General features: G+C 58.6%; 13 protein-coding genes and 1 pseudogene. 11 read left to right on the top strand and 3 right to left on the bottom strand.

The features are described 5' to 3' along the window. The 3 genes and pseudogenes from ACI2KB_RS28970 to ACI2KB_RS28960 form a co-directional block, all read left to right on the top strand. Positions 1 to 204 (top strand): annotated as a pseudogene (locus ACI2KB_RS28970) (ShlB/FhaC/HecB family hemolysin secretion/activation protein); the annotation flags it as partial. Between the two features lie 21 nt (positions 205 to 225). Further along, positions 226 to 12,327: a hemagglutinin repeat-containing protein gene (locus tag ACI2KB_RS28965; protein ID WP_404640500.1), complete on the top strand. Its 12,102-nt coding sequence runs from the start codon at positions 226 to 228 to the stop codon at positions 12,325 to 12,327. 2 nt (positions 12,328 to 12,329) lie between these two features. Further along, the gene (locus ACI2KB_RS28960) at positions 12,330 to 12,803 is read left to right on the top strand and encodes a lytic transglycosylase (RefSeq protein WP_404640499.1); all 474 of its coding nucleotides are present in this window, start codon (positions 12,330 to 12,332) and stop codon (positions 12,801 to 12,803) included. A 219-nt stretch (positions 12,804 to 13,022) separates the two neighbouring features. Here ACI2KB_RS28960 and ACI2KB_RS28955 read toward each other — a convergent pair. Together ACI2KB_RS28955 and ACI2KB_RS28950 are read right to left on the bottom strand one after the other, a co-directional pair. After that, a protein-coding gene (locus tag ACI2KB_RS28955) for an IS3 family transposase (protein ID WP_404640498.1) occupies positions 13,023 to 14,185 on the bottom strand; the annotation gives its coding sequence in 2 pieces (ribosomal slippage) (positions 13,023 to 13,930 and positions 13,930 to 14,185; 1,164 coding nt in all). 668 nt (positions 14,186 to 14,853) lie between these two features. Further along, positions 14,854 to 15,744 carry a LysR family transcriptional regulator gene (locus ACI2KB_RS28950; protein WP_404640497.1) on the bottom strand — a complete coding sequence of 297 codons (891 nt, stop codon included), beginning with the start codon at positions 15,742 to 15,744 and terminating at the stop codon, positions 14,854 to 14,856. An 80-nt stretch (positions 15,745 to 15,824) separates the two neighbouring features. Between ACI2KB_RS28950 and ACI2KB_RS28945 the strand changes: the two genes are divergently transcribed. The 8 genes from ACI2KB_RS28945 to ACI2KB_RS28910 all read left to right on the top strand — a co-directional run bounded on the left by ACI2KB_RS28945 (position 15,825) and on the right by ACI2KB_RS28910 (position 25,264). Then, positions 15,825 to 17,021 (top strand): MFS transporter, encoded by a 1,197-nt coding sequence (locus ACI2KB_RS28945; RefSeq protein WP_404640502.1) that lies wholly within the window; start codon positions 15,825 to 15,827, stop codon positions 17,019 to 17,021. 45 nt (positions 17,022 to 17,066) lie between these two features. Further along, the gene (locus ACI2KB_RS28940; RefSeq protein WP_404640501.1) at positions 17,067 to 17,891 is read left to right on the top strand and encodes a hypothetical protein; all 825 of its coding nucleotides are present in this window, start codon (positions 17,067 to 17,069) and stop codon (positions 17,889 to 17,891) included. Positions 17,892 to 18,057: 166 nt separating this feature from the next. Beyond that, positions 18,058 to 19,299, top strand: a complete 1,242-nt coding sequence (locus ACI2KB_RS28935; RefSeq protein WP_404640496.1) for an acetyl-CoA carboxylase biotin carboxylase subunit family protein — start codon at positions 18,058 to 18,060, stop codon at positions 19,297 to 19,299. Between the two features lie 87 nt (positions 19,300 to 19,386). After that, the gene (locus ACI2KB_RS28930; RefSeq protein ID WP_404640495.1) at positions 19,387 to 20,421 is read left to right on the top strand and encodes an AbrB family transcriptional regulator; all 1,035 of its coding nucleotides are present in this window, start codon (positions 19,387 to 19,389) and stop codon (positions 20,419 to 20,421) included. Between the two features lie 39 nt (positions 20,422 to 20,460). Continuing rightward, a complete protein-coding gene (gene dmpG / locus ACI2KB_RS28925; RefSeq protein WP_404640494.1) occupies positions 20,461 to 21,468 on the top strand; it encodes a 4-hydroxy-2-oxovalerate aldolase in 1,008 nt (335 codons plus the stop codon). A gap of 16 nt (positions 21,469 to 21,484) precedes the next feature. Further along, positions 21,485 to 22,363, top strand: a complete 879-nt coding sequence (locus ACI2KB_RS28920; RefSeq protein WP_404640493.1) for an acetaldehyde dehydrogenase (acetylating) — start codon at positions 21,485 to 21,487, stop codon at positions 22,361 to 22,363. A gap of 23 nt (positions 22,364 to 22,386) precedes the next feature. Further along, entirely contained in the window at positions 22,387 to 23,574 is a 1,188-nt protein-coding gene (locus ACI2KB_RS28915; RefSeq protein WP_404640492.1) for an aminotransferase class I/II-fold pyridoxal phosphate-dependent enzyme, read from the top strand. Between the two features lie 166 nt (positions 23,575 to 23,740). Continuing rightward, the gene (locus tag ACI2KB_RS28910) at positions 23,741 to 25,264 is read left to right on the top strand and encodes an FAD/NAD(P)-binding protein (protein WP_404640491.1); all 1,524 of its coding nucleotides are present in this window, start codon (positions 23,741 to 23,743) and stop codon (positions 25,262 to 25,264) included. 712 nt (positions 25,265 to 25,976) lie between these two features. On the opposite strand, the gene ACI2KB_RS28905 is transcribed toward ACI2KB_RS28910, so the two are convergent. After that, positions 25,977 to 26,475: ribonucleotide-diphosphate reductase subunit beta (locus ACI2KB_RS28905; RefSeq protein WP_404640490.1), on the bottom strand; the 499-nt coding region annotated here is incomplete at its 5' end.

Raw genomic sequence — 26,475 nt, 5'->3', positions numbered from 1 at the left:
GCAGTCGGCTACGACCAGGGCGTGATCCGCAACGATCGCTACAACGGCGACCAGCACGGGCGTCTGTCCAGCAACTCATTCGAATTTTTCGCCCGCGGCCAGCACGTCGCGGCGACCGTGACCTTTGCCCATTCGCTGGAACGTCCTGGCGGCGTGATCGAGCGTGAGTCGCCGATCTACTTCCGCCTCGATTTCTTCCTCTAACGTTTCGCCGGAATCCCTGACATGGACGTTCGTTTCTTCGATTTTCTCGCCCGCCAGCCTTCCGCGAAACTGACCGCGCGCAGCACCTTCTGCGGCCTGCCCAAACGTGGTCTCGCCCTGATTCTGACCAACGCGATGTTCTGGCAGCCGCTGCTCGCCCAGGCCGACGGCATTGCCGTGAGCGGCACCACCAACACCACGCTGGGCCAAGCGGGCAACGGTGTGCCCATCGTCAACATTGCCGCGCCCAACGCTGGCGGCCTGTCCCACAATCAGTACCAGCAGTACAACGTCGGCACGCAGGGCGTCATCCTCAACAACGCCACCGACCGCACCCAGAGCACACAACTGGGCGGCATCATCCTCGGCAACCAGAACCTCAATGGCCGCGCCGCCAACACCATTCTCAACGAAGTGACCGGCGCCAACGCCACGCAGCTCAAGGGTTATACCGAAGTGGCAGGGCAGGCCGCCCGCGTCATCGTCGCCAACCCGTACGGCATCAGTTGCAACGGTTGCGGCTTCATCAACACCCCGCAAGCGACCCTGTCCACCGGCAAACCCGTGCTCGACAGCGCAGGCGGGATTGACCACTTCCACGTCGACGGCGGCAGCGTCTCCATCGACGGCGCAGGGCTGAACGCCGACAACGTCGACCGATTCGACATCATCACCCGCAGCGCGAAAATCAACGCCGAGCTGCACGCCAAACAACTGAACATCGTCACCGGCCGCAACGACGTCAACGCCCAGACCCTCAACGCCACTGCGCTGGCCGACGACGGCAGCGCCAAGCCACAACTGGCCATCGACAGCTCTGCCCTCGGCGGCATGTATGCAAGTGCGATCCGCCTGGTGGGCACCGAAGCCGGTGTGGGCGTGAAGCTGGCCGGTAACCTGGCGGCCAGCGAAGGCGACATCCAGATCGACGCCAGCGGCCAGTTGAGCATGGCCCAGGTCGCCGCCAACGGTGCGGTCAACGTCAAGGCGGCCAGCGCCGATGTGCAAGGCGCGATGTATGGCAACAGTGTCGACGTGCAGACTCGTGACGCGCTGACCATTCAGCAGAACATCGCCGCACGTGATCGCATCAGCCTGAGCAGCAACGGCCAGTTGACCAACAACGCGATCGTCGAAGCCGGGGTGAATGCCGACAACAGCCGTAACAACGCAGGTGATGTGGTGCTCAGTGCGCAGAACCTGAAGAACAACGGGAATGTGATTGCCAGTCGTGATCTGAGCGCTGCAACCCATGAAAATCTCGACAACAGCGCGCATCAGATTTCAGCCGGGCGTAACCTGACCCTCAACGCCCAAGGCACGCTGAACAACCAAAAAGGCAAACTGGTCGCCCAAGGTGGCTTGACCGTCAAGGGTGTTCATCTCGACAACCGCTCGGGCGGCACGCTGTCCGGACAGGCCGGGGTGCAGATCGGCCTCACGGGCGACCTGAACAACAGCAACGGCCTGATCAACAGCGAGGGCACTCTGGACGTCGCCGCCAACCAACTGATCAATACGGCGGGCAGTTTCTCCAGCGCTGGCAACACTCAAGTCGCCGCCCTCGGCGTACTCGACAACCAGCACGGCTCGATCAGCGCGGACGGCACGTTGAGCCTAACCAGCGCCCGTCTGGACAACCGCAATCAGGGTGCAGTTTCCGCAAAAGGCGCAACGGTTGTCAGTACCGGTACGCTCGATAACAGCCACAGCGGCCAGATCACCAGCGCTGACCGCCTCACGCTGACGGCCACTCAGGTCACCAACCAGGACAATGGGCGTATTGCCGCCTCGCAGGCCGTGAACGCCAGTGTCACTGGTCTTGATCAACAGAATGGCGAGCTGTTCAGCAATGGCACGCTGAACCTTGACCTCAACCATGGCCAGTTGAACAACCAGAATGGCCTCATCAACTCGCCCGGCGCGTTGTTGCTGAAAAACCTGGCGGGAGTGAACAACCAGAACGGCGAAATTTCTAGCGCCCAGGGTTTCACCTTCAACGCTGCCAGCCTCGGCAACGGCAACGGCAAACTGATCAGCGATCAGGCGCTGGTCGTGCGCGTGGCGCAGGCGCTGGATAACGTCAACGGCGTGATATCTGCCGGGTCGCTGGATGCCAGCAGTGCCAGTCTGAACAACACCGGTGGCCTGTTCAGCAGCCACGGAGCAATGACACTCGCCGTCACCAACACCCTGACCAACCACAACGCCACGGTCATCGCCGACGGCACGCTGTCGCTCACGGCCGCGAACGTCGACAACAGCCTCGGCCAGATCGCCAGCAAGCAAGACTTGATCGCCAATATCGGCGGACTGCAGCAACAGGGCGGCCAGTTTGTCGCGCTAGGGCGCCTGAGCCTAACCGGCAACACCCTCGATAACCGTGATGACGGGCTTGTCAGTGCCAACGGCCCCCTTAGCTTGGACGTCGGCGTGGTCGACAACCGGGGCGGTGAGCTGTCCAGCCAGGACCGCATCAGCCTCAGCGGTCAGCAACTGGATAACAGCGACGGCGGTCGCATCATCGGCCAGAAAGAACTGGCTTTGGTGATCGACACCCTGCTCAACCGGAACGCCGGGCAGCTGTCCGGCAAGACCGGAGTGAGCCTGACCGGCATCCAGCTCGACAACAGCGCTGGGAGCCTGTCGAGCCTGCAGAACCTCGACCTTCGGTTGAACGGCAATCTGCTGAACAGCCTGGGCCTGCTCAGCGCTGAAGGCACGCTCGCGGTTCACACCGGTTCGCTGAACAACAACGGCGGCACCCTTTCCAGCGCAGGCGCACTGAGCGTCGACAGCATTGGGGCGGTCACCAGTCAGGGTGGCAGGCTGGTCACCGACGACCGGGTGAACATCACCAGCGCCAGTCTCGACAACACCCTGAGTGGCAGCATTAGCGGCAAAGGCCCGGTGGTGATTCAGACGGGCAACGTCGACAACAGCAATCACGGTCGCATCACCAGCGGCGCAGGTCTGGAACTGACCGCAGCGCAACTGACCAATCGCGACGGCGGCAACATCGGCAGTCAGGTCAGCTTGCTGGCCAGTGTCACCGGCCTCGACCAGCAGGGCGGTAGGCTGTTCAGCAATGGTAGCCTCACGCTTGACCTCAACCACGGCCAGTTGAACAACCAGAACGGCCTGATCAACGCGCCCGGTGCCTTGCTGCTGAACAACCTCGCTGGGGTGGACAACCAGAACGGCGAAATCTCCAGCGCTCAAAGCTTCACGTTTGGCGCCGAAAGCCTCGACAACGGCGACGGCAAGCTGCTGAGCAATCAGGCGCTGATCGTGCGCGTCGCCCAGGCACTGAACAACGTCAAAGGTATGATCGCCGCCGCGAGTCTGGACGTAAAGGCCGGCTCGCTGAACAACAGCGGCGGCACCTTGACCAGCCGCAGCGATCTTGCACTCAATGTCGACGGCCTGCTGCGCAACGACAATGACGGCCTGATCAACGCCGCCAACACGCTCAATGCTCAGGCCACCGGCATCAGCAACATCGGTGGCGCACTGCTGGCCAACACAGCGCTGAACCTCGACCTCAACGGCGCGGATCTGGACAACAGCAACGGCCTGATCACCACCCAGAACCCGCTGACGATCACCCATCTGCGCGACCTGAAAAACGCCGGGGGCGAACTCTCCAGTGCGCTGAGTTTCAGCCTGACCGGCCGTACGCTGGACAACAGCGGCGGCAAGCTGATCAGCAACCAGACCCTCACCCTCAATGCCGATTCGTTGCTCAACCAGCTTGGCCTGATTTCCGGCTGGCAGGGGCTGAGCGTCAGTGGTGGCAGCCTCGACAACCGCAACAGCGGCACACTCTCCAGCCGCAGTGGCGACGTCGGCGTGGTACTCACAGGCGCTTTGCTCAATGGCAACGACGGCGCGCTGGTCAGCCAGAATGCGCTCAACGTTGCCGCCGCCAGCGTCGACAACCAGGGCGGGATTCTGTCCAGCGGAGCAGGGCAGACCTACACCGTCAGCGGCCTGCTGAACAACGGCCAGAACGGCCTGATCGACAGCGGCGCAGGCTTGACCCTCAACGCCACAACGCTGAACAACGCCGCTGGCACGATCAACGCGCAACAGGCGCTGACGTTCACCGGCACCGATCTGGACAACAGCGCGGGCAGCATCGCCAGTAACGCAGCGATCACCCTTGACCTGCTCGGCAGTCTGACCAATACCAACGGTCAGCTCGCCAGCGCGGGCGACCTGCTGATTCAGCGCGCCACCCAGATCAACAACCAGGGCGGCCAGCTCGCCAGCCAGCGTGCACTGACCCTGTTCACTCAAGTGCTCGACAACCGCAATCGCGGCACTGTGGCCGCCAATGACGCGCTTATCCTCACGGCCAGTGGCGCGATCCAGAATGCCAACGACGGCCTGATCTACAGCAAGAATGCCGACCTCACGGTGCAGGCCGTGAGCCTCGCCAACAACCAAGGCACGCTGCAAAGCCAAGGCGCGTTGAACGTGACCATCAGCGGCGACATCGACAGCCAGACCGGCAAGATCATCGCCCAGAGCGGCGACCTCACGCTCACCGCCAACAACGTCGACAACCGCGGCGGTGTGCTCTCCAGCCTGCAAAACGCCTTCACCGCGCGTATCACGGGCGTGCTTAAAAACGGCTACGACCTCAACCACCAAGGCGGCATCACCCAGGCCCAAAACCTCGACATCCGGGCACTGGCCGGCCTCGACAACTACGGCGGGCGCATCTCGGCGCAAACCGGCGACGCGCTGATCAACACCGGCAGTGGCAACTTCGACAACCGCAACGGCGGCCTCTACGCCAAACAAAAAATCAACGTCACCGGCAACAGCTTCGATAACAGCGGCGACAACGACGGCCAGATCGCGGGGCAGCAGATCGACCTCAACCTGAGCGGCACACTCAACAACCGCCTGGGCATCATCGAAAGCGACAGCACTCTCAGCATCAAAGCAGCCAGCGTCGACAACCAGACCGGCAAGATCCGCGCGATGGGCACCAGCGGTACCAGCCAGTTCCAGATCGGCGGCCTGTTCGACAATCGCCTCGGCACTCTGGAAACCGCCAACACCGATCTGGCGCTGGGTGTGGGCAGCCTGCTCAACGCAGGCGGCAGCGTACTGCATGTGGGCAGCGGCAATTTCGGGATTTCCACCGCCAACGTCATCAACGCAGGCGGCAGCTTCGTCACCCGCGGCGCCATGACTCTGAGTGCTGACAGTTGGACCAACAGCAGCGTCCTGCAAGCGGGCTCGCTGAACATCAACGTCAATAACTTTACCCAGACCGCGACGGGGCAATTGCTGGCCTCGAACGCTTTTACAGGTAGCGGGGTGAACTGGACCAATGACGGATTGATCGCCAGTGACGGGACGTTGAGTCTGAATCTGAGCGGTATTTACTCGGGTAATGGTCGACTCACCAGCCTCGGAACTCTGGGCTTGAGTGCGAGCCAGCTGTCGCTGGGTAGCGCAGGCAGTATTGCCGGTGGTGCGCACACGGACATCAACGTCGCGGGGCAGTCCACCACTTATGGCCGTATCACGTCAGCGGCGGACATGCTGTTCAACGCAAGCAGTATCGCCAACTACGGCACGTTGGGCGCGGCTCAAGGCTTGACGCTGACGACTCCCGTATTGACGAACGATCAAGGCTTGATTTTTAGCGGCGGCGATATGGTGCTGCGCGCAGGGGACGTCACCAACCGTAATGCTGACATCTACAGCCTGGGGTCACTGAGCATTGGCGGGCTGCAGAGTGGTGGGTGGGCCAACTCAATCACGAATCTGTCGGGCAGCATTGAAAGTAATGAGGATTTGGTGCTGGCTGCCAATTCGCTCGTTAACCAAAGAGAAGTATTTGAAGTTACAGGTTCGCTGACCGGGAGCTCGATTGGGGTACGTTGTATCGATTGTGCGGCGACTGCGGACTGGATGGACTGGATGGACCGGCACGCCAGCCAATTGGTCTGGTTGCAGGATTACAACGCATCGGTAGGTAACACGTCTGCCGAGTCTGCCATCACGGCGGGTAGGGACTTGGTCGTGAACGGAGGCAGCCTGCAAAACGTCGCCTCGACGATCAGTGCAGTCAGAAACGCTTCCATCACCGTGAATGACTTCGAGAATCGGGGCTATGCCTTGGGCAGCTACTCGGTCAGAAGTCTCTACTCCCCGCCCGGAAACCTTACCGAAGGCTTTCTGATGCAGATTCTTGGCTATAACGCCATCAATGATGTTGATTACGACAGCCATTTTTTCTACGCAGATGGCACATTTGATCCCAATATTCATTTCTTGGATCGCGATTACAATGACAGCGTGCAGCACCTGTTGTTTATCCATGGAAATGGAAAGAATGATGGTCGTGGCTGGCACCTTTATTTTGGGACCATGAACTTTGAGTTCCAGGACGGCGGGCATTTAAACGATGCGGAGGCACGGATCCCTCGTCCTGCCTATGCGCCTACTGACGCTGGCATTATCCCGGCACCCCTCAGTGGTTTGTCACTGATTGATCAAGTTACGACCAATGGGTCTGCGGTCTCTAACGTCAGTTCGGTCGTGCAGGCGGGCGGTAGTCTGGTTATCAACGCCAGCCAGAATCTGAACAATTCGGTTGTGCAGGGCGCAATGGCTGTCACAAGACCTGCTGCACAGGGGCTGTCTACCGGTGTAAGCAGCGTTACTCCAACCGTTATTTCGCTTAATAAGCAACTGCCCCCCGACCTTGCACAACAGCAAGTCGACCCAACGACCTTGCCCGGCTTCAGCTTGCCCACTGGCCAAAACGGCCTGTTCCGCCTGAGCGGTCAGGGCGGCAACCAGGCCAGCGCAACACCGCAGAGCTGGAGCGTTGGCAGCACTACTGTCTCGACATCCCAACGTGATCAGGCGCTACCGGGCAGCTCCTCACGCGACGTGCTCATCGGCAACACCAACACACCAAGCGCCACGGGCCAATCACTGACCGTCGCTGACCGGCAAGACACAGGGGACACGGCCAGCCTACCAGGCCTGACCCGTGTGCAAGGCGTGCCCAGCTCGGCAGCGAAGCCTGGGACCGGCAAATACCTGATCGAAACCAACCCGGTACTCACCGACCTCAAGCAATTCATGAGTTCGGACTACATGCTCTCGGCGCTGGGCTACGACCCGGATCTGGCGCAAAAGCGGCTGGGTGATGGCCTCTACGAACAACGCCTCGTACAGCAAGCCGTCACGGCCCGCACCGGCCAGGCGTTCATCGACGGACAGACCTCCAACGAGGACCAGTTCAAATACCTGATGAACAACGCCATCGCCAGCAAGGACGAACTCAACCTATCCGTTGGCGTCTCTCTGACCTCCCAGCAGGTCGCCGCACTGACCCACGACATCGTCTGGCTTGAAGAGCATGAAGTGAATGGCGAAAAAGTGTTGGTGCCCGTGCTGTATCTGGCGCAAGCCGACAACCGCCTGGCACCCAATGGCGCACTGATCGCCGGTAACGACGTCACCCTGATTGCAGGCCAAAACCTGGAAAATGTCGGCACCCTGAAAGCCACCAACAATCTCTCAGCCTCGGCGGGCACCGATTTGGTCAACAGCGGCCTGATCTCTGCGGGCGACCGGCTGGATCTGTTGGCGGGTAACAACATTACCAACAGGTCGGGCGGCATCATCACCGGTCGTGATGTGGCGGTGAGCGCCGTAAACGGCGATGTGACAAACGAGCGAACACTGACTGAGCATCAAGTTGACTATCGCAACACAGTCACCAAAGAAGCCTTCCTGGACAGCTCGGCTCGTATCGAAGCCGCAAATGACCTGTCTCTTTCCGCCGGACGTGATCTGGTCAATACAGGTGCGTTGCAAAGTGGTCGCGATCTGACACTTTCTGCGGGTCGTGACGTTAATCTGCTTTCAGTCGCGACACAGACCTCATTTCAGGCGGGTAGCAATTTCTCGTACTCGACCACAACGCAAAACGGCAGCTTGACCTCGGCAGGACGCGACTTGTCGGTAACCGCAGGTCGCGACGTTATGGCGATTGCCAGTCAAATCGATGCCAAGCGTGATATTGCCATGGCGGCGACAGGCGATCTGACACTGAACTCGGCGACTGACGAGGATCATTCGTACAGCAAAAGCAAGAAGGTGACGGCACAGAACGACCATGTCAGTCAGGTTTCCAGCACGCTGACGGCAGGCGGGGACATTGCGCTCAAGGCCGGAAACGACCTTGGAATTATCGCCAGCAACGTCAAGGCTACGGGTGATGTGAGCCTGGATGCCGGACAAGACGTCTACGTCACCTCGGCCCAGAACGAAGACTATTCCTACTACAAGAAAAAGAAGAAAGGCTCGTTCGGTCGCAGCAGCACTCGCGTAACCGAAAGCTACCACTCCGACAACGTGGCCTCGGTGGTTGAAGCCGGGCATGACCTCTCCGTCAATACCACCCAGGATGCAGCCGGTGCCGTGAGTCTCAATGGCGGCCGCGATGTGGCTGTCATTGGCAGTCAACTGAGCGCTGGCAACGACATGCTGATCGGCGCGACGAATGATGTTTCCATCGTTTCAGCTGCGGAGGAGAGCGGTTCCTACAGCAAAAAGACCAAATCCGGTCTGTTCGGTATCAGCAAGAGTGGCAAAAGCCAGTTAACGACCGCCGAAACTCAAGTCGGGAGCGCGTTGCAGGCGGGCAATGATGCTGTCCTCGTCGCCGGCCGGGACGTCGATCTCAGCGCCAGCACCCTCGTTGCCGGGCGGGACGCAGAACTGCACGCGGGGCTGCTGGATGACACGGGTGACGTCAATCTCACATCAGCCAGCAACTCAACCTACAGCCACGCTGAGTCGTACAAATCCGGGCTGGGTTTGTCAGGCAGCCTGAACTCCAGCGGCATTGCAGGCAGCATCGGATCATCGACCCAACGCGGGCACGAAGTCACCACCTCGGCAGGTGTGGGCAGTCAAGTCGTGGCAGGGCGAGATGCGATTCTCGACGCTACCCGTGACATCAACATCATTGGTAGCTCGGTCGATGCTCAGCAAACCGCAGCGTTGGATGCCGGGCGTGACGTCAACGTCGTTGCAGGGGCAGACAGCACCCAGTCCACAAGCTGGAAATCCAGCAGGGATTCCGGATTGTCGTTGACGTGGGACCGTAACGGCTTCACCGGCTTCGTGGGTGAGACCAAGATCACGGACGCTTCGGCAAAAGGCGCAAAGACAGCCTCCGCCAGTTCTGTCTCAGGCGGCAACATCGGTGTGGACGCTGGCCAGGATGTGAATATTCAGGGTTCCGACCTCTACGCGGATAACAACATCGACCTGAAGGCCGGGCGAGACATTCGGGTTAACGCCGCCGCTGAAACCGACTCACAAGGCAGCAGCCGCAGTGTGACCACTAACGGCGTCTCAGTGACCGTCAACCACAACTACGGCAACACCGTCGATGCATTGAAAAACGTCGGCAAAGGCGATGATCTCGTCAGCCAGGCCTCCAGTGTCATGAAGGCTGCCGACACAGTCGATCAGTTCTTCCGTGGCGCCACCATGGATGAGAGTACGGGTAACAAGCGACAAGGTGAAAGCCTGATCAGCACCGTGGTCAGCAATCGCGGCTCGACCCTCAACGCGGGCAACGACATTTCCATGGACGCCGGTAACGATGTGACCGTCCGGGGAGGTGCGCTACAGGCAGGGCGAGACATCAACGTAAAGGGCAAGGACATTTCCCTTGATGTTGCCAAAGGCTCCGAGACGTCAGCAGGACAACAAAGTCAGAGCAAAAGCGGCATCGTCGGCGGCACCACGGGTGGCTTCAAGGTCGGTATCGGCGCCAGCAGCGGGGCCGCGTCACAAGATGGAAAGCAAGGTACATCTAGTGCTACCGAGTTGTATGCCGGACGTGACGTCAACCTCAACGCTTCCAACGACCTCAGCCTGATCGGTACTCGTGTCGACGCCAATCGGAATATCGACCTCAAAGCAGGCAACGACCTGACGATCCACGCTGCGCAGAACGATTCAAGCAGCAAGGATAGTCGGCACAGCGGCGGCGGTGAAGTCGGGCTTACAGTGGGACAGGGAGGCATTGGTGTCTACGCCAGCGTCAATCTGGGACGGGGCAATCTGGATCGTGAGGCGGCTAAACAGCAGGAAGCCTATCTCTACGCTGGAAATACGCTGGGCTTCGAGAGTGGCCGCGACACCACCGTCGCCGGAGCGACACTGCGTGGCGATAACGTCATCGGCAACGTTGGACGCGACCTGACCGTCTCCTCCGTCCCTGATACCGGAAAGGTGACCGGCAAAGAGTTCGATGTCAGTGCCACCGTCACAGTGGGTTATGGCGGCAGTGTCAGTGGCTCGGTCGGCTACGGCCAGACCACAGGCAGCACGAACTGGGTCGGCAATCAAACCTCAATCACCGCCAAAGACAAGCTCGACATCCGCACCGAGCAGCACACCCAAATCGACGGCGCGGTGCTTGCCTCGGACAGCGGTAACCTCAAGCTCGACACCGGGACCTTGGGCTTCAGCGATATCGCAGGCAAGGACAAGGAACAAGGCTATTACCTGAACGTGGGCGGTACCTACGGCTGGGGCGCCAGCGGCACCGCCAATCAGGATGCGAACCAGGTGGGCAAGGGCAAGGACGGCGAAAGCGGCTGGAACGTCTCGGGTTACAACTACAACAAGGACCGTGAACAGATCGTGCGTGCCACCGTGGGCGCGGGCGATATCACCGTGCGTGACGATGCACAGACCGGCAACGATTCGACAGCGGGCCTCAACCGCGATCTTAGCAAGGCGTATGAGATCACGCGGGATGACGAGCACAGGACGGACCTGTATGTGTCGAGTTCGTCGATTGATTTGGTCACGCATCCGTTGCAAACCCTCCAGCGCTGGAAGGATGCTGCGCTCAATTTTGACAAGGTGATCAAAGGGCGCATAACGGAAGTCACGACCTCCGCCGAGAGATTATGGAGCGAGATTCAAGCGCAGCGCGTAAGTGTTGAACAAATTCCAGAGGCGTCACGCAAGGCGTTGGGTGACCAACGAGCTTTGGATGTTGGAAAGAACCTCGTACGCGCAGGGCTTGACCCAGCGTTGCTGGCCACCCTTCCCGCAACCGTCACGACGCAGCTCAACGACTGGGCGAACTGTGCAGCAGGCGCCTGCCCTGTCACGAGCAGCAATGGCAGCGCAGAGGTAAACGGTCCCACATCCGGCACAGTGTTGACGCTTGATGAGACCGTAACCCAAGGCGTCACGCCATTCATGGCACTGTTCCTGACCCGGACGAGTGACCTGATCCAGGAGATCAACAAGCTGCCGGTGCAGGAAGCTCAGGTCGCGATGCTTGCGATGCAAGCCGCCATGGGGCCAGCCAAGGCGACCTTGAGCATCGCGTTGAATGCGTTGGCCCATGCGGCTTTCGGCGAGCAGTATGAAAAACTGAAGGAAGAGCTGGCGATCACGTTGACGGCCGAGCTGACAGAGACAGATCGCCAGGAAATACAAGACGCTAACGACGAAGCCAAGCGTCTGTACTCAAGCAACGATCACAGCGTTTTCCAGCTTGATGGTGACTCACAGGTTCTGGCCACTGAGTTTTTGATTGACCTTGTGGGTGGTGGACTGCAGTCGCTGGGAGGAAAGGCCACTGGGAAAGTGGTTAATGTGGTCGGTGATAAAGTACAAACCGGCTCGCTCAAACCAGAATGGCTGAGCCGTCTCCAAGCGGGTAATGACTTTAATAAAGTGCAGAGCAAAAATTATCCTTACAACGAGGTTTATATACAGAGGGAGGATGGCAAGGGGTATTATCGAGTTGACTCATACAATCCTGTAACAGAGGAAATTATTTCGCGGAAGTTCACTCAGCTCTCGGAAGTATCCGAAGCAACGGCAAAGAACTATATTAGTGAGGCGGTATCAAAGTACTCTCCTGGTGCTACGATTGCTAAGGTTCCATCTAGTGGATCGCTAGGAGGACAAAAGCTTCAAGGTACTGTAATATTGGAAATTCCACCGCAAAATGGACCGATTCCTTTGTCGGTTTTGGATGCAGCTAAGAAAGCTGACGTTATCCTTCGTGATACGAATGGGAAGGTATACTAGTTATGGAAACCGTAAAATACTGCCAAACGTGGTCCAGAATCAAAAAAGAGATGGTAGGGCCACTCTCGGAGGAAGAGGCCGCGTCTCTACATTCGTCTAATAACTCCTACACAGCACTCATCGGCGGAGGGCGATATCCAGCTTGTTTTATCGAGATGGTGATAGATAAAGCAATGGTGGGTGTGGGTTTTTTAGATGAGATGGGACGAGTTTATTTGACTTATCAATTTCAAGTAGTTGCTAATGGGAAGATATTTCTCACCATGGCGACGTGGCGAAAATTTGATGGAGAGGGGGATAAAGTCCTGTCAGGGGAAAGCTATATTTTTTCAGAAAGTGGAGAGCTAGTGATTCGCCGCAATCGGATGGTCCCTTATGAGGTGGAGGAGGCAAACGCAACATTTGATCCTGCCGGTAACTATGAAAATATCCCTGTGTTTGGAGATTATTCGGCAGTTATTAAAGTCGAAAGATAGCTGCTAATACCGAATTGACCCAAATGCTGGCGCAAGAATGCCCCAAATCCAGCGTAGGCGATGGCTGCACGAAATCCGAGCGGTTCAACGATATCTCGGCAACTGGGTCTGTTCGGTATCAGCGCCAACACTCTCTACCAAAATGCCCGGATCCTAGATACCGGCCGTCTCCCATAAAGAGTGCTCACCAGTATTCAATATCGCAGACTACTGTAGTGGTCAACTCATCCCGGACACGGTTTTGAGTTTTTCTTCAGCTTTCGCCGGAGCCAGCCCATCGTTGAACTGATGCGGCCGGATCCAGTTGTAGTGGCCCATCAGGTATTGGCCAATGTATCGTTGAGCTTGCTGCCCGGTCAGGTAGCCCGTGGTCGGAATCCACTCTGATTTCAAGCTGCGGAAGACTCGCTCCATCGGTGCATTATCCCAACAGTTGCCTCGGCGGCTCATGCTCTGGCGCATGCGGTAGCGCCACAGTCTCTGGCGAAACTGACGGCTGCCATATTGCGATCCCTGGTCAGAGTGGAACAGGAGTCCTTGAGGCTTTCCACGTTGTTCGTAGGCGACGTCCAGCGCTTTGACCACCAGGTCTCCATCCGGCTTTTCTGATAAGGCCCAGCCAACCACTCTGCGTGCATAGAGATCCAGGACAACTGCCAGATAGTGCCATTTGCCTTGTGCCCAGACGTAAGTGATGTCTCCACACCAGACCTGATTTGGAGCTTCGACATCAAACGCTCGGTTCAAGGTATTCGGTATATCTGGCCGCTCCACTGTGGCCTTTTTGTACGCATGTGATCCTGGCTGCTTGCTGATCAACGCCAGCTCACGCATCAGGCTGCGTACCTTGAACCGCCCGATTTGCTCACCCTCTTCTTGCATCATTGCCATGATGGTACGGCTGCCGGGCGCACTTCGACCTCGCGTGAACAACTCATTCACTCGACTACGCAACCGTAGTCGTTCAACGTCCGGAGTTCGCCTTCTGTGACGATGTGCGTAGTAACTTGAGCGAGTGACTTCGAACACTTCGCACAAACAATCAACGGGATCATGGTCGCTGAGCTGGCGGATCAGCGCGTACGCTCGAGATCTTCCGACATCAAGAGCGCGGTAGCCTTTTTTAGTATCGATTTCTCGCGTTCAAGGCGCGTGATCCGGGCTTCCAACTCTTGGATTTTTTGCTGCTTTGGAGTCAACGCTTTGCTGGCCGGCGTAACGCCGCCGCGCTCCTGCTGAAGCTGATTAACCCATCGGCGTAGGGCCGACTCGACCAAGCCGAGCGAACGGGCCGCTTCGGCATGGCTGTAGCCTTGATCAAGCACCAGGCAGGCAGCTTCGCGCTTGAACTCGGGGGTAAAGGTACGGCGTTGCTTGGTCATCGGACACCTCTCTGTGGCGAGCATTCTCGCCTAAATGGGTGTCCGGGGTTAGTAGACCACTACACTAGAGCTTGAGTCCAAGTGCAGCCAGAGGTCTTCTTGAGGCATTTCGCTTCGCACTTCAACTTCTCAAAAGCGGTTGCAGTAATCTGGGAGGAAATCCTGCGTGTGCTCCAAAAGTCAGAGCGGATCTATCCAGTGCCCACTGCTGAATTCAGCAAACTCAACGAATCAACGCATAAGGCTGGGTAATTGCACGGACTTGACCACCTGTTTGCATTCGACTTGACTATCAAATAACACGCTAGTCAGTGGGAAAAAACATGTCGATTTGAGTCCCGAGTCGCTACATGAAATCTGCAAGCGTTCGCACAGTCGGTAAAGGTGTGAGATTTGAGCGCTAACGCGAACACGATTGATGACCTAGTTGTTGGCGCCGAAGTCGAATTGACTCAGTTGCCGAGATATCACTGACCCGATCTGATTCCTCGCGAAACATTACCCTTACTGGATTTGTACCGATATGGAGGTGCGTCAGCACGTGCGTCAATTCGGCGTTGGCGTTAACAGAGAGCGAGAGAGATGGCAATTTTGTCCGGTGAGCGCGGATCTGTAGCGGTGATTGTGTGTCACACCACCCATCCAACCACTCAAATCATTCACTTCACTCACAGGGCCTGTTCGAAGATTTCGACAAATGCCTTGACCAGCGGGCTGCGCTCGCGTTTGCGCGTCAATACCAACAAGGGGGCGGTGGCCCCGGGTTCGGCCAAGGGTCGATAGGTCACGCCGCGCTTGACCAGGGTCTGGGTGCACTGGGGCACCACGGCGACGCCACGGCCTGCGGCGACCAGAGCGATGATCGAGGTGATCTGCTTGCCCTTCGGCGCGGGCAGGGGGGTCAGCGCCTGGCGCCGATATAGTGCCTCGATGATCTCGTTCAATCCGGAACCGTAGTCGGTCGGGAAGGCGATCAACGGGTAGGCGCTCAGCTCGGTGAGTGTCACCTGTTCTTGCCGGGCGAGCGGGCTGTCACTGGCAATGGCCGCGACCAGAGGCTCGTTGTCCAGGCAGATGGTTTGAATCCCGGCATCTTCGGCGGACGGCTGCATACGACTCATGCCGATATCCAGACGTCCCTCGATGAGCTGTGACCATTGGGTGCTGGACGCGCCTTCTTCCACGGTCAGTTGCACATCCGGATACGCCGAGCAGAAGGCCTGAATGGCCTGGCTGAAGATGTCCGACAGCGCAATCGAACTGGCGTAGCCCACCGCCAGATGACCAGCGAAACCCGCCGCCAGCTTACTGGTGATGCTCGCCGTCAGATCGACTTGCTCCAGCACCGTCCGGGCGTAGGGCAGAAAGTGCCGGCCCTCGGAGGTAAGCGTGACGTTGCGGGTGCTGCGATCGAACAGGCGAAAGCCCAGTTCCGCCTCCAGTGCCGAAATCTGCCGAGTCAGTGGCGGCTGGGCAATGTGCAGGCGTGCCGCGGCACGGCCAAAGTGCAACTCGTCACTGACGATTAGGAAGTAGCGCAGGCGGCGGAGGTCAATCATGGTCATCCTTGAGGTATCAATCGGTCAGAAATAGGTATTGGATCCATTCGGCGGCCTATTTTATAAAGTTGTTAAAAAATATTACAAATAATCGTGGGAATCATCGTGTGAGTTGTCCTCGAGTTGCCGTGTTTTTGGCTGGGTGCGCCGCTTTTATCAACCTATATGTCACTCAAGGACTGCTCAACGAGTTGGCCGCGGCGTTTCACATTTCCGCTAGGCAAGCGAGCTGGAGCATCACCGTCACCACCCTGGCGGTTGCAATCACCGCCCCCTTTGTCGGCCGGTTGACTGCGCGGGGCGAGCAGCACCGGGTCATCGCCGTGGCCGCGATGTCGCTGGCATTGCCTGCGGTGATGGCGGCCTGCTCGGGCAGTTTCAGCGAGCTGCTGCTCTGGCGAGCGGTGCAAGGCATGCTGATTCCGGTGGTGTTTGTCACCAGCGTTGCCTATATCGGCGTGCGCTGGAGCGGCGGGACCGTGACGGAAATAACCAGCCTGTATATCGCCGGCACGGTTCTGGGCGGCTTTAGCGGACGCTTTTTGTCCGGTCTGGTGACCGAGTTCGATGACTGGCGCTTGGCGCTGGCAGTGCTGGCCGGCTTGAATCTGCTCATCGGCTTGGGGATTTTCCTGTTGTTGCCGCGCAACCTTCGGTCACCCGTACAAACACCTGTCGATCGCCAGGCAATGCGCAGCGAATTGCTAAGCAGGCCGTTGCTGGCCACCTACACCGTGGGTTTCTGCGTGCTGTTCGCCCAGGTCGCGATGTTTACCTATGTCGGCTTACACCTGAGTCGGGCGCCATTTGCGCTGGGCACCGCTGCGCTCGGTTCGATTTATGCGGTGTTCCTGCTGGCACTGGTGGTGGTGCCGATCGCCGGGCGCATGAGCAAGGCCCGGCCTCGCATTGAATTGGTGAGGGTGGCGGCATGGCTGGGCGCCACCGGCTCGGTGCTGACCCTGTGGCCATCCTTGTGGCTGATCGTTGTCGGTCTGGCACTCAGTTGCACCGGCGTGTTTCTCGCCCAGTCCGCGGCCAATGCCTTTATCACCGCCCATGCCCGGCAAAACAAGGCCGGCGCCGTGGGCGTGTATCTGACCTGCTACTACCTGGGCGGCAGCTCCGGCGCGTTTGTGCCTGGCGTGTTGTGGGAGCAATGGGGCTGGCCTGGCTGTATCGCGTTGATCGCGGTTTTCCAGTTGCTGCCGCTGCTGATCGTGCGGGGTGGTTGGAAGTATTCCTCATTGCCGTCATCGCCGCTCCCGCGCCTGTGAATGTGCGTGAAATCATCATCCAACAAGGAAAAAAGTGAGATGACCGTGAGTAACATGCTGACGCTGCAAAGCCAGTTGTTGAACGTGATAGAACCGGTGCTGGAGCTGATGCCGGTCGGGGTTTTGAAGCAAGCGTTGGTGGATGCGTTTCGCAGCCAGGAATCGGAACTGCTGGACATCGAAAGTACGTTCCAGATGCTCACCTCGCGCCGCCATGCTGCACCGCGGTTGCGCAAGTTCTTTGGCAGTTGGTCGAAAACCAACAACTCGGCCGTCAGTGTGTCCGGTTTGGCCAACCGCATCACGCTGCTGGCGCGCTCCGAGCAGTGGGGCGAAGCGGCGCAAACGCTCTACCGGGTCTGCGGCAGCCTGCAACGGATCACCGACGAAGACCTCGGCGCACTGAGCAACACGCTGCATTCCGAACTTTTTTACAACATGGCAACGCCAATCTGCGGTGACGATGAGTGGCTGCTGAAAAACAACTGCCTGCCGTCGGCGCAGTCCTTCAAGGACTGGACGGACGCGCGACGCCTGCGTGACCGCGACCTGTTGCAGGGGCTGTTGGTCACCCTGGTTCACGAGGTCTACACCCACGGTGAAGTGGAGTTCATCCATCCGCTGTTCAAGAAATGGTTTGAACGCGACATGGGCGTGCCGTCCGCGAAGGTACGGGCCACTATTGCCTGGGTCACCGTGCACACCGGCGGCACCGAAAGCAATCACTTCGCCCACGCGGTTACAGCGGTCGAGGAGTTCGTCGATGTCATGGGCATCGCGGTGGTCAAATCCGCCGCCCAGGAAATCTTCGGCCAGTACCTGCAGCGCAAGGCTGCAGTGATGCGTGAGTGCGGCCAATACCTGGGCTGACAGACAACGACCTGAACAGCGCTTGGCAAAGTATTAATAACGACGGAATCGGTATTGGCCTGTACTTTAGGTTTTTATCAAGATACTGAAGCTCCGGATCCGGAGTGGATTTGATGTGCCTGAAGTTGGAGATTTACAAACTATGGAAGATTGCAAGGAAAGCCGTATGCAGCTCATTGTTTTTTGCCCGCCGAAAATTCTTCTCCAGCACTCTGCCGCGAGCTGGTCTGCCGCGCTTGGCCAGGGGGGCATGCTGTTGAGCTGCGCCTCGCGATCTCAAGAGATTGCGGCGCATCTGGGCCATACCGTCCGCTTCCAGCTCTTCGACAACTTTAACGACAGCGCGCTGGTCGAGATCGATGTCCATGAGCTTGCACAGGAGCTCCATGCGCCGCTGTGTGTGGCGCTGGCCGAGATTGATGTGCTGCGGGTGGCGCGCATCAATGATCGGCTCGGGGTTACGCTGGATGCCGAGGATCGCGCCTCGTTTTACCGGGACAAGTTCCTGATGAAACAACGCGCCAGGGACTGCGGGTTTACCATCGCCGAAATGGCATCGATCAGCAATGCCACGGAAGCGGTTCGCTTCAGCGAGCGCTTCGGTTTCCCGGTGGTCATCAAGCCTCGCGATGGCCGCGGCTCGAACGGCGTGGAGGTGCTCGACGACGCGCAGCAGCTGCGGGAATGGCTGGCCGAGCGCACTTCAAGCACGTTCCACAATCTGATGATCGAGAGCTATGTACGTGGCAGCCATTACATCGTCAATGGCCTGTACATCGATGGCCGTCCGATCCTGGTTTCACCGGTTCGGGTCATGACCTCGGCGCTGGATTTCCTCGGCGGCAAATCACATGACCTGCACATGCTCGACGCCGACAACCCGATGCGCGACAGGCTGGTTCGCTATGCACGTTCGCTGGTCGAAGATGTGCTGCCATCCGATCCGACCATGCTGTTTCATCTCGAACTTTTCGTGGATGGAAATGACGAGATCGTCCTCTGCGAAATCGCCTCGCGGTTGGGTGGGGTGTTTTTCAATCAGGAGCTAACCCACGCCTGGGGCATTGATCCGCGGATGAGCTTCCTGCGCGCGCTGCATGATCCGTTCTACCGCCCTGAGCCAATGGCCGCGCCGCTGCGGATGGTCGGGCATATCAGCATCCCGCCACGGGTCGGTCTGCTGCGCGACGTCCCGCAAATCTGCACGCTCGACGGTGTCTTGGAGTACCGAATTTCCGCCAAAAAGATGACCTCCTATGGCGGCATGGAATTCACCAACTCGGAAATCCTCAACGCCATCGTGGCAGGCCAGGATGAGGCCGAGTTGCGCGACAAGCTGCATCAGGTCGAAGCCTGGTTCCACGAGAGTTGCGACTGGTCGGGCAGCGAAATCGCCGCCGTGATATAGACCTTACCGCACACCCTTTCGACATTAATTGAGCTGACCTTCCTGAGCTGGACGGAATCGTCACGCCTGCAGAAAAGTGGATATCCAATGAAGAATGTGTTCGAAAGCCTTATCCCGATTCCCGTGGCGGCCCTGGGCGCATGGCTCGGTTACATGACTGGGCTTCCGCTTGGTGAGCTGATCGGTGCGATCTGTCTGGTCACGGCGCTCAGCAAAATGGGCGTGCACATGCGCATGCCATATCCGTTCGTGGCCACCGTGCAGTTGCTGCTCGGGGTCAGTGTTGGCTCCATCGTCACCGCCTCGATGATGCATGAACTTACGGATTTCAACATTCTGGTCGGTCTGCTCATCTGCATGACCACGCAGATTTTCGTCGGCTACAACTGGCTGCGACGCATGGAGCGCTGGGGGCACATAGAAAGCCTGCTCGGGTCCATTCCCGGCGCAATGGCAGCGGTGATGACGGTCTCGGGAGAGGAGGGCCCGGCCTCCGGGCGCATTGCGTTCGTGCACATTGTCCGTTTACTCGCGCTGTTGCTGGTGGTGACGATCATTGCCGGTGGGCACTCCGAAAGCGCAGCGCCGGTGCTGGGCTCGTTTGATGATTACCTTGGCGTGATCCCTCCAGCGATCGCGGCTGTGATCGCCGGTTATCTGCTGGAACGCTTCGATGTTCCGGCGCCTTACATGTTGACCGGGCTGATTTGCTCAGCCGCAGTCAACGTCGGTTTTCCTCAAGTCCATCTGCATGTTCCCGATCCGCTGGCGATTGTTGCGCTGATCTTGCTCGGCGGCCTAATCGGCATTCGCCTCAAGGACATCACGCTCAAGGATTTCGTGCGCTACATCCGCGCCGGTCTGGTGGTTACCGCCCTGACGTTCTGCACGACACTGCTGGTTGCCTTCGCGTTCAGCAAGCTGACCGGCAAGCCGTTCCTTTCGCTGTTCATGTCGTGGGTTCCTGGCGGTGTTGAGGTGATGACCGCAGCGGCTTTGCTGCTCAAGCTCGATCCTGCCTTCGTGATGCTCAATCACGTGGTGCGGATGTCGATCATCCATATTTCGCCGGCGTTCCTGCCCAAACGGCTGCTGCAGGAAAACCCGCAGCCTGAACAGTAATTGCTGCAAAAAACTTCGAATGACAAGGATTTGATCTCGATGAGTATTGCTATTCACGACCCAACGCTGCGCGACGGAAATCATGCCGTCTCCCATTCGCTGAGCCTGGAGGATATTGCCTCCTACTGCCAGGCAGTCGATGGCTGCGGCCTCAGCGTTGTAGAAGTCGGCCACGGAAATGGCCTGGGTGCGTCCTCCCTGCAACTCGGACTTGCGCGCTACAAAGACAGCGAGATGCTCGAAACGGCGCGAGCCAACCTAGCGCATTCCAGACTCGGCATCCATATGATTCCCGGGTTTGCCAGGCTGAGCGACATCGATACCGCACTGCAGATCGGCGTCGACGTGCTGCGCATCGCGTCCCATTGCACCGAGGCCAGCGTGACCGAGAGCTACATCGAACATGCACGGGCTAAGGGCGCGTACGTCCAGGGCGTGCTGATGATGACTCACATGGCCAGCCCCGAGACGCTGCTCGAAGAAGCATTGAAGCAGCAGGGCTATGGCGCCAATGCCTTGGTTCTGATGGATTCGGCGGGGCACTTTGACCCGGACAGCACTCGCGAAAAGATCGGCCTGCTGGTCAGGGAGCTCGCCATTCCCGTGGGTTTCCATGGCCACAACAATCTTGGCCTGGCGGTCGCCAACTCGCTGGCTGCCGTCCAAGCCGGGGCGACCATCATTGACGGCTGCATGCGCGGATTCGGCGCGGGTGCCGGCAATACCCAGCTGGAGGTGCTGTGCGCGGTGCTCGAGCGCTATAAGTTCGAGACCGGAGTGAAGGTCTTTGACCTTTGCCGCGCCGTCGAGAGCCTTGAGGGTTTCGCGCCGGTCAGGACTCCTACGGTGGTGAAGACTGCCAATCTGATCAGCGGTCTCTACGGCGTTTGCAGCGGGTTCGAGAAGCACGTTACGCGCGCGGCGGCGGAATTTCGCGTCGAGCCGCGAAAAATCTATGAAGAGCTTGCGCGATGCAACGCCGTTGCCGGCCAGGAAGACCTGATCATCTCGGTGGCCAGCCGCCTTTCTCAACCCGTCGTCGCCTGACTCTGGAGCTGAAAAAATGACTTTGAAAACCGCCATCATCGGCAGTGGCAATATCGGCTGCGACATCCTGTGCAAGGTGCTCGCCCATCCGGATCTGGATTGCACGCTGGTTGCCGGTCGCTCCCTGCACTCATCCGGCCTTGCATTCGCCCGTGAGCGCGGGGTCGCCACCACCGCGGAAGGCATCGACGGCCTGTTTGCCCGGATCAACGAATTTGATCTGGTGTTTGATGCCACCTCGGCGGCCGACCATGAAGCCCACGCACCGCGCCTGGTCGAGGCCGGGAAAGCGATCATCAACCTGACCCCGGCCTCTCTGGGCGCGTTGTGCGTGCCGTCCCTCAACGGAGTGGAGCTGAGCGAGGCTAGCAATATCAACATGATCACCTGTGGTGGCCAGGCTTCCATCCCGCTTGCGGCCGCAATCGCCAGGGCTAATCCGGGCGTGCGCTACATCGAAGTGGTGTCCTCAATCAGCGCCGAAAGCGCCGGCCCGGCTACTCGGCGAAACCTGAGCAACTACATCACGACCACCGAGAATGCGCTGAGCCATTTCACCGGTTGCAAGGACGTCAAGGCGATCCTCAACATCAATCCGGCTAAGCCGAATGTCTTTATGCAGACCGCGGTTTCGGCGCTAATCGAGACGGTTGATCTGGCCGCCACCCGCCGTGAAGTGGAGCGTGCCCTGACCCAGGTGCAGTCTGCTGTGCCTGGGTATCAGGTGATCGTAGATCTGCATTACAGCGAGGGACGCTTGTTCACCATGGTGCGTGTTGAAGGGGCAGGAGACTTTCTCGATCCAAGCGCCGGCAACCTCGACATCATCACTGCGACCGCAACCCACATGGCCGCGCTCATGGCCCGAGGGCGCGTGACCGAACGCGCAGCCTGACTCAGCGTAACGGAGAGACTTTTATGCCTACTCTTTCGCCAGATCTCGAATTTGCACGGTTTTGCCCGATTCTGGGTGTCGTTCAGAAGATCAGGGAAACGCTGCATCCAGTGATCGATCTCGGTGTCGGTGTGCCGGGTTTTCTTCCGGCGCCACATATCGTCGAGGCGGCCGTCAAGGCTGCCTGCGAACACACGGGCGGGTATGGCTCGAGCCGCGGAGATGAAGCGCTGCTGGCGGCGTATCTGGGTTACCTGCATGGACAGGGGTTCACCCACTATCGCGAGCAGAATCTGGTGGCCGGCCTCGGCGCCAAGCACCTGTTGTTCAGTGTGCTACGCGCGATCATCCGCCCCGGCGACGAGATACTCGTATCCACCCCTTGCTGGCCGACCTATTTCGACATTGCCGATCTGGTCGGGGCGGGCGTGATCAACGTCACCTGCTCGGCGCAAACCGATTTCAAGATGACGGCCCAATCTCTTGAAGATGCCTTGTCCGACAAGGTGCGGGTGGTCATGCTGAACTCGCCGGGCAACCCTACCGGCGCCGTGTATTCCGCCGAGGAACTCGCGGCGTTGGCAGAGGTGCTGCGTAAAAAGGATGTCTGGATCATTTCGGATGACGTCTACCAGCGATTCGTCTACGACATGGATAGTTGCCCCAGTCTGCTTTCAGTCGCACCGGATCTGAGCGACCGCATCATCAAGATTGACAGCGTATCCAAGTTCTATGGGATGCCGGGCTGGCGGGTCGGGCTGTTGGCGGCCAGTGAACGGATTGCCGCGGCAGTCACCACGCTCAATTCTAACTCGATCTCGAATATCCCACCGATCCCGGCGGCAGCGGCAGCGGCGGCCTTCAGCGGTGACCAGGCGTTCTCCTACGCAGCAAGAGACCGCTTGTACGGCCAGCGCCAGGCATTGCTCGCCGACTTGCAGGGGGCGCCAAACCTGAGGTTCTGCCAACCAGCGGGGGCGTTTTATCTGTTCATGGATATCAGCCAGACCCTGGGCAAATCCCTGCATGGCAGATTGATCGCCGATGACGAGGCATTTTGCGCCTTGCTGCTGGAGGAATACAGCGTCGCGCTGATTCCCGGCAGCTTTTTTGGCGCACCGGGTCATGCGCGATTGTCGTACTCCGGCGATGCCGAGCAGATCAGGTCCGGGGCCGCGCGCTTGAGAACGTTCCTGTCCGCCATTTCGTGACTACCGGTCTAGCAGGGGCGAGGTTTGGCGACGCTGAAGTGTCCTGATTCGGCTAACCGCGAGCTGCTCTGCGTTCTTCTGGAACGGGGAGTGGCTGGCCACGCCACGTCTGCTGCCGGGCCAATGCACACGTAAGGGAAGCGGTTCAATATAAGGAAATACCTTGATGAAATATGCTTTTGCAATCGTCGGCTGCGGCGCGACGGCTATCGCATTCCTGCAACGTCACCTGGATCGCGTCGCTGCATGCAGCGCACCGGCCGGGACCATTTACCTCTTCGAAAAACGCGATGACTTCGGGCGCGGCGCGGCTTATGAGGCTGATCTGCAGAGCAATATCCTCAATACCAAGACCGGTTTCATTACGCCCTATCCGCATCTCCCTGGTCATTTCCAGCGTTGGTTGGAGGATCATCCCGGGGTGTGGCGGCATGCCTTTCCCGAGTTTCGTCCGACACCGGAGAGCTTTGCTCCGCGGGCTTTGTTCGGCATTTACCTGCAGGACCAGATCAAGAAAATCGTATTGCGTGGCGCCTCGCTCGGCTGCCAATTGGTGATGATGAATGCCGAGGTCTGCGCTATCGATGTGATTGACGGAATGGAGACCGTGCGGACGCGATGCGGGCTGAGTATCGCCACGCACAAGGTCTTGCTGTTCTGCGGGCCGTTGGCCAAAAAAATTGATCCCGAAAAGCAGGACGAGCGTGTCCTGGCGACACCCTATCCAGTTGCGCGCCTGCTGAAGACAATTTCCCCGGACGAGCGGGTGGCCGTAATCGGTGCGCGGTTGAGCGCCATCGACACGGTGATCGCGCTAATCGAAGGCGGGCATCGCGAGTTGATTCGCATGCATTCGCGCAGCGGCTATTTCCCCGTGGTTCGCGGAACCCAAGAGCGCGTCGAGCTCAAGCACCTGACCCGCGAGGGTGTTCGCGCGCTGGTCGCGCAAAACGGGCCGTTACAGATCAGTGATCTGGTCGCACTGTTTCGCAAGGAACTGGCCGCCCACGACCCGGCCTCGACAAGTGCCGTGATCCCTCTGCCAGCACCGCCGGCCGACGTCATCAGCTTCATCGAGAACGAGATCAATGTCTCGCAGGCTCCGCGTATCTGGCAGGCCATCCTCTATGCAACCAACGGCTTCATCGAACACCTTTGGCAGGCGCTGGACGACACTGCACAAGCCAGGTTCATGAGCGAGTATTTCAGCTTCTTCATGGCTTACCGCGTCTCCATCCCGGCGGAAAACGCGCGCAAAATTCTCGGTTACCTGCGAAGCGGCCAGCTGGAGTTCGTCCCCGGTGCGTTCGCCGCGCCCGAGCCGGTTGATGTGCCGGGACTGAGCATTCGCGGGGCTGGCTGGGAGCATGTCTATGATCGGGTGATTTACGCAACTGGCTTTCCTCGAGATGCGAACCTCATTGAGTCGACCTTGCTGGGATCGCTGATCAAGAGCGGCACGGCCACCTGTCATCCGATGGGGGGAATCTCCGTCGACCCGGATACCTACCGCATTCAGGGCCGGACAGGCTCGGCACGGCAGATTTATGCGGTCGGCGAGCTAACCGTGGGGCAGTTCTTTTTCACCTCTGCGCTGGAAATCAACGGGCGACACGCCTTCAGTTGCGCGGACGCGATGCAATGGCGCGAAGAAACGCACAGGGTTGAGCGCGTGGAAGAGCATGTCTGAAAAACAGGAGCGCGGCAGCTCATAGCTTTCAGGTGCGGCATTGAATTCACCTGATTCGAGTTGTATAGGCCCTATTCAGGATTATCGGTCACCTACGCAACAACTTGAGAGGAAAAGGTGCAGGGCATAGCATCTGGGGCTGTAATCGATGCTGCTGGTACTTGAGGTTCGCTCAAAGGCAGCTTGTACTTGAGAGCTTGGCGATCGTCAAAGTCTTGGATTACAGCCTCAAATGTTGGATAGCGCCACCCTGATCTCGATGACGGCTTCCTCTGATACTTCAACGGCCTTTTTATTGACTCGACAATGGCCGGGTAGGGCTCCGCCGCGCCACGATTGATCGTTATTGACTGACGACCAGAACCTGTTTTGCGTAGCCTGTTGCTGCGCCTGGTAGTTGCGAGCCGTTTCAAACGACCATGAAAAAATGCCCAGTAATACTGAAACCTATGGGTTGCCCACTGGCTGATCTGATAATCAATGCCGGTTTGCTAGGGGGACGCAGAACAGATCTCAGAGCAAAAAGCCACCTCTGCCGTTCGGCCTAGGTGGCTTTTTTATTACTAGCACCAGATTGAAGCGTTCAGGTTAGGGTTCGTAAAATCCCCTCCGATTGCTTTGAAAAACTGAAGCTAACGGGGACAAATGACCCCTTGAGTCAAGTCATCGTGACATCGTGTCAGACCTTCGTGACAAGTGGGGCAGGATCAAATCAATCCCAGCTCAACGCCCCACCAGTCTGATACTCAATCACCCGAGTCTCAAAGAAGTTTTTCTCTTTCTTCAAGTCCATGATCTCGCTCATCCACGGGAACGGGTTGGTGGTCCCTGGGTATTCTTCTTTCAAACCAATCTGGCTCAGGCGACGGTTAGCGATGAACTTGAGGTAGTCCTCCATCATCGCGGCGTTCATGCCCAACACGCCGCGTGGCATGGTGTCGCGGGCGTATTCGATTTCCAGTTGGGTGCCTTGCAGGATCATTTGCGAGGCTTCTTCCTTCAACTCAGCATCCCACAGGTGCGGGTTTTCGATTTTGATCTGGTTGATCACGTCGATGCCGAAGTTCAGGTGCATGGATTCGTCGCGCAGGATGTATTGGAACTGTTCTGCGACGCCGGTCATTTTGTTGCGACGGCCCATGGAGAGGATCTCGGTGAAGCCGCAGTAGAAAAAGATGCCTTCCAGCACGCCGTAGTAGGCGATCAGGTGG

The organism is Pseudomonas sp. NPDC088444, from assembly GCF_044900175.1.
Classification (GTDB): domain Bacteria; phylum Pseudomonadota; class Gammaproteobacteria; order Pseudomonadales; family Pseudomonadaceae; genus Aquipseudomonas.
Note: the sequence above shows the minus strand (reverse complement) of the source record. Positions and strands in the feature narration are given on the sequence as shown.